This window comes from Nocardioides sp. (assembly GCF_036401255.1).
Lineage (GTDB): Bacteria > Actinomycetota > Actinomycetes > Propionibacteriales > Nocardioidaceae > Nocardioides.
This window is the reverse complement of the sequence record NZ_DASWVI010000064.1, coordinates 1-7383: the sequence shown is the minus strand read 5'-3', so window position 1 is coordinate 7383 and position 7383 is coordinate 1. Positions and strand designations below refer to the sequence as shown.

Sequence of the window (7383 nt, the reverse complement as noted above, 5' to 3'; positions counted from 1 at the left end):
GGGGTCCTCGGCGCCGCCCTGTCCGGCCAGCCCGCGCTCGTCGCGCTCGCGGCACCGTTCGTGACGCTGGCGGCGCTCGGCCTGGTGCACCGACCGACCCGCGACCCGGTGCTCGACTCCCGGCTCGACCACCTCACCCTGCACGAGGGGGTCGGCACCACCTCGCGGTTGAGCGTCGCCGACGCCGAGGACGTCGAGTACCTCACCCGGGTGACCGGCCAGCCGCCGTACGTCGTGACCCGGCCGCGCCGGGGCCGGGTGGGCCGGCTGTTCGACGGCCGGGTGCCCGAGGTCGAGATCAGCCCGCGCCGCTGGGGCCGCCGGATGCTCGGTCAGGAGAAGGTCGCGCTCTACACCCCGTGGGCGGGCTACCGGTTCGGCCCGGTGGGCCTCGGGGGCCAGTGGACCCGCGTGCTGCCCGGCTCCACCCGCTACGACTCGCGCGCCGAGGCGCCCCAGCCACTCGGCCTCGTCGGCGCGCACCGGTCCCGCCGCGGCGGCAGCGGCACCGAGCTGGCCGGGATCCGGCCGTTCCAGCCGGGCGACCGGCTGCGCCGGGTCAACTGGCGGGTCTCCCTGCGCACCGGCGACCTGCACGTGGTGACGACGCGGGCTGAGGAGGACACCGGGGTCCTGCTGGTGGTCGACGCGCTGGCCGACCTCGGCGCCTCCGACGGCGTGGACGGCGCCGCGAGCAGCCTGGACCTCGGCGTACGTGCCGCCTCCGCGATCGCCGAGCACCACGTCCGCCAGGGCGACCGGGTGGCGTTGCGGGTGATCGGTCGCGGCCGCGAGCAGGTCGGGTACGGCGCCGGGGCGCGGCACCTGCGCCGGCTGCAGGACCGGCTGGCGACCGTGCGGATCGGCGAGGTGGGGGAGGCCGACACGGGCCTGCTCCAGCTGGGAGTGACCGGCGGGGTCGTCGTGGTGGTGCTGTCCCCGATGCTCGCGGAGTCCGTCGGCACGGTCGCGGCGACGCTGACCCGGCGCGGCGTCGCGGTGCTGGTCGTCGACACGCTCCCGCCCGATGCGCGCCCGGACGTCCCCGAGGGCGCCGACCCGGTGCTCGCCGGGCTCGCGTGGCGGATGCGGATGCTGGAGCGATCGGTGGTGCTCGACCGGCTCGCGGCGCTCGGCTGCCCGGTGGTCGCCTGGCGCGGTCCCGGCACCATCGACGACGTGCTGCGCCGGCTGGCCCGGCGCGCCGAGCTGCCGCGGGTGGTGGGCCGGTGACCCCGCTGGAGGCCTACTCCGCGCCGGACGACTGGGCCCGGTCGCAGGTCGCGCTGCGGGCGCTCGTGCTGCTGGGACCGGTCCTCTCCGTGCTCGCCGCCGGCCCCGCGGGGCACGCGCCGCCGTGGTGGCTGGTCGCGGTGGTGGCGGCGCTCGCGGGCGCGTCGGCCTGGGTGCCGGACTCGCCGTTCGGCGTGGCACCGCTCCTGGTCGTGCTCGGCTGGTGGGCCGCCGGTCTCGGCCACAGCACGTCGGCCTGGGTGCTGGCAGGGGCGGCGGGGCTCGTGGTGGCGCACGTGGCCGGGGTGCTCGCGTCGTACGGTCCGGCGACCATGCAGGTCGACGCGGCGACCGTGCGGCTGTGGGCGCGCCGTGGTGTCCTGGTCCTGCTGACGGCGCCGGTCGCGTGGGCGGTGTCCCGGCTCCTGGGCGACGAGCCGGAGCAGCCGGGCGTCTGGGTGCTCGGCATCGTGGCGTCCTGCGTGGCCGCGGTCCTGGCCACGGCCGCGCTGACCGGTGAGGAGGAGCGGTGAGCATCGACCCCGAGGAGTACGCCGAGCGGGTGCTGCAGTGCGTCGAGTCGGTGCCCCGCGGGCGGGTGACCACCTACGGCGCGATCGCGGAGGTCGTGGGCGAGCTGCTCGGCGGCGGCGGGCCCCGCCAGGTGGGCTCGGTGATGTCCACCCAGGGCGGCGCGGTCGCGTGGTGGCGGGTCGTCCACGCCGACGGGTCCCCGCCGACGTGCCACGACGGCGAAGCGCGCCAGGCCTACCTCGAGGAGGGCACCCCGCTGCGTCCCTCCGGCAAGGTGGACATGGCGCGGGCCTTCTCGCGGCCCCGGCTCGGCCCGCACCTCGAGACATAAGTCTCTGGCTCCTGTCGGTGGGCCCCGGCACAGTGGTGCCATGCCCACCGCGATCCGCGCCACCGGCCTGGTGAAGACGTACGGCTCGGTCACCGCCCTCGACGGTCTCGACCTGGAGGTCGAGGAGGGCACCGTGCTCGGGCTGCTCGGCCCCAACGGGGCCGGCAAGACCACCGCGGTGCGGGTGCTCACCACGCTGCTGAGGCCCGACGGCGGCCACGCCGAGGTCAGCGGCATCGACGTGCTGCGCCACCCGCGTGAGCTGCGACGCCGGATCGGGGTGTCGGGCCAGTACGCCGCCGTCGACGAGCACCTGACGGGCTTCGAGAACCTCGACATGGTCGGACGCCTCTACCACCTCGGTGCCGCGGCGAGCCGGGCCCGGGCGCGCGAGCTGCTCGACCAGTTCGACCTCGCCCACGCCGCCGACCGGGTGGTCAAGGGCTGGTCGGGCGGCATGCGCCGACGGCTGGACCTGGCCGGCGCGCTGGTGGCGAAGCCGCCGGTGATCTTCCTCGACGAGCCCACCACCGGCCTCGACCCACGCGGCCGGGTCGGCATGTGGGACGTGATCGAGGAGCTGGTGCGCGGCGGCACGACGCTGCTGCTCACCACGCAGTACCTCGAGGAGGCCGACCGGCTGGCGGACCGGATCGCGGTGATCGACCACGGCACGGTCATCGCGCTCGGCACCGCCGACGAGCTGAAGTCCCAGGTCGGTGGCGAGGAGGTCGACGTGCGGCTCCCGGTCGGTGCCGACCTGGCCGCGGCCGCCGGGGCGCTCACTGGCCTGGGCGTCGGCGAGCCGGTGGTCGACGTACGCGATCGGCGGTTGACGGTCTCGGTCGACGGCGGCACCCGCGACCTGCGCGAGCTGCTCGACCGGCTCGATCGGGCCGGCGTCCCCGTCGCCGAGGCCGCGCTGCGGCGGCCCACGCTCGACGACGTGTTCCTGGCCCTGACGGGGCACGTCGCCGAGGAGCCCGAGCCCACCGACGAGGAAGGAGCCGCCTGATGGCCGTCCTGACCGAGGGGGTCTCCGACGCCTGGGTGATCACGCGACGCAACCTGCGCAAGATCGTGCGGGTGCCCGACGTCCTGGTGTTCACGACGCTGTCGCCGATCATGTTCGTGCTGTTGTTCGCCTACGTCTTCGGCAACGCGATCGGCACCCAGGACACCGGGGTGAACTACCGCGAGTTCCTCATCGCCGGGGTCTTCGCGCAGACGGTCGTCTTCGGCGCGACGTTCACCGGCTACAGCCTGGCCGAGGACCTCCAGAAGGGCATCATCGACCGGTTCCGCTCCCTGCCGATGTCGTCGTCCTCGGTCGTCGTGGGGCGCACGGTCTCCGACATCGGCATCAACCTGGTCAGCCTGTTCGTGATGAGCCTGACCGGTCTGGTCGTGGGCTGGCGGATCCGCTCGTCGGTGCTCGAGGCGGCCGGCGGCTACCTCGTGCTCGTGGCGTTCGCGTTCGCGATCTCCTGGATCATGGCGGCGGTCGCGCTCACGGTGCGCACGCCCGAGGTCGTCAACAACGCGTCGTTCATCGTGATCTTCCCGCTGACGTTCATCGCGAACACGTTCGTGTCGATCTCGAGCCTGCCCGGCCCGCTCGCGACGTTCGCCAACTGGAACCCGGTCTCCTCGGTCACCCAGGCCGCGCGCGAGATGTTCGGCAACACCGACCCCCGGGCGCCCGCGCCGGACGTGTGGTCGCTGCAGCACCCGGTGCTCTACACGCTGCTGTGGGTGGTGATCATCCTCGCGGTGTTCGTGCCGCTCTCGATCCGGCTGTACCGCCGCGCCGCCAGCCGCTGACGCGTTCCCCGCGCACCTGACGCATCTGTCGTGGGGGTGCGGGTCGGGCAGCAGTTCGGTCAGGTGCGTCGGCGCCGCGCCCCCGCGCACCTGACGCATCTGTCGTGGGGGTGCGGGTCGGGGAGCAGTTCGGTCAGGTGCGTCGGCTCCCGGCGGCCAGCTCCGCCAGCCGCGCGAGCGCCTTCGGGAAGATCTCGGCCGGCGGGGTGACGAGGCCCGCGCCGACCTGCCCGACGCCGGCGAGCTTGCCGGCCATGCCGGTGTTGATCTGGGGCAGGATCCCGGTCCGGCACACGCGGGTCACGTCGATGCCGGTCGGGGTGCCCTGGAACTCCAGCACCGGCACCGACCACCGCGGGTTCTCACCGAGCGTGATCTCGTGCATCCGCCGCGTGGTCGCGAGCGCGTCGGGCACCGAGCCGCCGACGAACCGCACGATCGCCGGCGCCGTCGCCATGGCGAAGCCGCCGATGCCGGCGGTCTCGGTGATCGCGGAGTCGCCGATGTCGGGGTTGGCGTCCTCCGGGCCGTAGTCGCCGAGGTAGAGCCCGTCGGCGAGCTGGGCGGGGCCGGTGAACCACTCGTCGCCGGTGCCGGCGACCTGGATGCCGAAGTCGGTGCCGTTGCGGGCCATCGCCACGACCATCGTCGAGCCCTCGATGCCGCGCGCCGCGTCGAGCGCGAGCTTGCAGGCCGGCATCGCGAGGTTGAGGAAGAAGTGGTCGTTGCCGCCGATGAAGCGCAGCGCCTCCGCGACGTCGCTCGCGGCCGCGCCGGCGTCGACGGAGGCGACCATCGCGGGGGAGAGGTCGCGCAGCAGCATCAGCGTGCCGGCGCGGTTGCGGTTGTGGGCCTCGTCGCCCATCTGCAGCATCTGGGTGAGGATGCCGGTGACGTCGACCGGGCCCGCCTCGGAGTCGCGCACGGTCCGCACCGCGCGCTGCAGCAGCGGCCCGAGCACGTCGCCCATCCAGCGCAGCCGGGTCAGCACCTCCGGGGAGTACGCGCCGTACCGCAGCACCTTGCCGAGGCCCTCGTTGAGCGTGCAGTGCGTACGCCGACCGGTGGCCGGGTCCTCGAGCACGAACACCCACATGCTCGGTGTCACCACGCCGGCCATCGGGCCGACCGCCCCGCGGTGGTGGCAGGGCTCCAGCGAGACGCCGCGGCCGGACTCGAACAGCGCGACGGCGTCCTCGGGGTCGGCGACCAGGCCCTCGAGCGCGGCGCCACCCATCAGCGCTCCACGCAGCGGGCCGGATGCGCGGTCCCAGCCGATCGGCGGGCCCGCGTGCAGGAACTGTCCCGGCTCGAGCCCGAGCGCCTCGGCGGCGGGAACCACGTCGACGAGCGTCGCGGTCACCCCGAGCATCGCGGCCAGCGCCCGGTCGTTGGCCGCGCGGCGCCGGGGGTCGGCGGCCACGGTGGCCAGGTCGGTGGCGGTGCCGTCCATCGGCGGGCGCCAGTCGACGCGGGTCACCGCCACCGCCTGGTCGGCGACGGCGTCGGCGAGCAGGTCCGCGCCGACGTTCACGACGGTCTGGGGGGTCGTCATCGGGTCTCTCCCAGCAGCTCGATGGCCCGGCGCGTGGCGCCGGCGTTGGACAGGTGGACCTCGGCGCCGGCGGCGACCAGCGCGCGGACCTGACGGTCGCGGCCCTGGGGGTCGGCGTCGGTGCCGACGACCGCGACGACGACCGGCCGGTCGACGGCCGCGATCGCCGGCGCGAGAGCGGCGGCGGGGTCGGGCTCGGCGCCGTGGCCGAGCACGACGTCGAGGAGCAGCACGCCGGTCGTCGGGTCCGCGGCGGCGCGGGCGAGGTGCTCGAGCCGGATCGACGGGTCGATCATCGGGTGCGCGCGACCGGCGGTGTACTCGTCGTCGCCGAAGTCGACGAACGTGTGGCCGGCGTCGGCCCCGAGCGCCTCGGTCGCGATCAGCCGGGCCTCGCTGGCCAGCGTGCCGCCGACGAACAGTCCGCGGAGTGCCGTCCCGTTGACCCGCCCGAAAGTTTCGGGCGGGTCGACGGGCCAGGACGGGACCTGTCGGCCCAGCCGGTGCAGCACCGACTCGGCGGCGGCGGTGAGGTCGGGGCGGCCGGGGCCGAGGAGCGCGAGCTCGACGGGGGTGCCCAGGGAGGCGACGTACGCCCCGATCTCGTCGGCGACGTCGTCGGCGGGTGGCTTGGAGACGAGCACGATCAGCTCGACGCCCGGGTCCTCGTCGAGACGGCGCAGGGCCTCGCGGGTCGCCAGGCCGCGGACCTCCGAGGACAGGTCGCGCCCGCCGACGCCCAGCGCCGAGGTGGCGCCGACGCCCGCGTGGTCCAACAGGACCAGCAGCTGCTGGCAGCCGGTGCCCGAGGCGGCGACGATGCCGACCGGTCCGGGGGAGACGACGTTCGCGAACCCGAGCCCGAGACCTCCGACGACGGCCGTCCCGCAGTCGGGGCCCATGACCAGCACGCCCCGGTCAGCGGCCGCGCGCTTGAGCACGATCTCCTGGTCGAGCGGCACGTTGTCGCTGAACACCATCACGTCGCGGCCGGCGTCGACCGCGTCCATCGCCTCGACGAAGGCGTTCGGGCCGGGGACCGAGACCAGGGCGACGGTGTCGTGGCCCGAGGTGTCAAGAGAGCGCCGCAGCGCGCTGCTCGTGGTGCGCGGGGGCGCGATCGTGGCCGATCCCTCCTCGCGGCGGTTGGCCGCGCGCAGCGCCTCGTCGACACCGGCCAGAGCCCCGGCCAGTGCGTCGGGGGTCTCCAGCCGCAGGGCGACCACCAGGTCGTTGGTGCCCGCCTGCGGCGGCACCTCGAAGCCCATCTCGGTGAGCACCTCGATGTTGAGCGCGGTCGCCATCGCGACCTGGGCGGCGAGCACCCCGTCGAGCCCCTGGGCGACGCGGCTGACCTGCAGCAGCGTCACGGAGTCGGCGTACGCGCCGGGCCTGAGCTCGACATGGGTGAGTGTGGTCATGCGGCAGCGCCTTCCAGGTGAGCGAGGGCGACGCGGGCCCCCTGCAGCATCCCGCGTCCGGAGGTGTGCCCGACGGCCGCGAGGGTCGCGGCGCGAGCGGGGTCGTGGGGGTCGGCCAGCCAGGCCGCGAACTCGGGGATGACCTCGCCGTGCATCGCGCAGTCGAGCAGGGTCGCCGAGAGCAGCGTGGTGCGGTGCAGGTGGGCCCGGACCTCGGCGTCGACCGCATCGGTCGCGACGTCTGCGGCGCGGTGCACCGCGAGCCAGCCGCAGAGCACGTCGTCGTCGTACGGCGTGAGCCCGTCCCCGCGGCCCACCATCGTCGCCACGTCGCCGGGCGGGTCGGCGGGCGTGGTGCCGCTCGCGCGGACCCGGGGGACCTGCACGTCGACGAGACGGCCGATGCCGAGCGGCGTGCCGTCGAGGTGGAGGACGCCCGCCCGGACGGCCGCCGTCGCCGCCGCGGGCACCGGGTCGAGGTCGGC

Annotated in this window: 8 protein-coding genes; 5 read left to right on the top strand and 3 right to left on the bottom strand. The window is 75.1% G+C overall.

Going from position 1 to position 7383, the window contains the following annotated elements:
* The 5 genes from VGD85_RS02890 to VGD85_RS02870 all read left to right on the top strand — a co-directional run.
* A partial coding sequence (locus VGD85_RS02890; protein ID WP_331061942.1) for a DUF58 domain-containing protein occupies positions 1 to 1233 on the top strand: 1233 nt, incomplete at its 5' end.
* The gene (locus tag VGD85_RS02885) at positions 1230 to 1766 is read left to right on the top strand and encodes a hypothetical protein (protein WP_331061941.1); all 537 of its coding nucleotides are present in this window, start codon (positions 1230 to 1232) and stop codon (positions 1764 to 1766) included. The genes VGD85_RS02890 and VGD85_RS02885, both read left to right, overlap by 4 nt.
* Positions 1763 to 2098: an MGMT family protein gene (locus VGD85_RS02880; protein ID WP_331061940.1), complete on the top strand. Its 336-nt coding sequence runs from the start codon at positions 1763 to 1765 to the stop codon at positions 2096 to 2098. The genes VGD85_RS02885 and VGD85_RS02880 overlap by 4 nt, the downstream gene beginning before the upstream one ends.
* Positions 2099 to 2138: 40 nt before the next feature.
* A complete protein-coding gene (locus tag VGD85_RS02875; protein ID WP_331061939.1) occupies positions 2139 to 3113 on the top strand; it encodes an ATP-binding cassette domain-containing protein in 975 nt (324 codons plus the stop codon).
* Positions 3113 to 3922, top strand: coding sequence for an ABC transporter permease (locus VGD85_RS02870; RefSeq protein WP_331061938.1), 810 nt, complete (start codon positions 3113 to 3115; stop codon positions 3920 to 3922). The genes VGD85_RS02875 and VGD85_RS02870 overlap by 1 nt, the downstream gene beginning before the upstream one ends.
* 133 nt (positions 3923 to 4055) lie before the next feature.
* Here VGD85_RS02870 and VGD85_RS02865 read toward each other — a convergent pair whose 3' ends face one another.
* The 3 genes from VGD85_RS02865 to VGD85_RS02855 all read right to left on the bottom strand — a co-directional run.
* A complete protein-coding gene (locus tag VGD85_RS02865; RefSeq protein ID WP_331061937.1) occupies positions 4056 to 5477 on the bottom strand; it encodes a DUF1116 domain-containing protein in 1422 nt (473 codons plus the stop codon).
* Complete coding sequence (locus tag VGD85_RS02860; RefSeq protein ID WP_331061936.1) at positions 5474 to 6898, bottom strand: FdrA family protein; 1425 nt, start codon at positions 6896 to 6898, stop codon at positions 5474 to 5476. The genes VGD85_RS02865 and VGD85_RS02860 overlap by 4 nt, the downstream gene beginning before the upstream one ends.
* On the bottom strand, positions 6895 to 7383 hold a 489-nt coding region (locus tag VGD85_RS02855; protein ID WP_331061935.1), incomplete at its 5' end, for a DUF2877 domain-containing protein. The genes VGD85_RS02855 and VGD85_RS02860, both read right to left, overlap by 4 nt.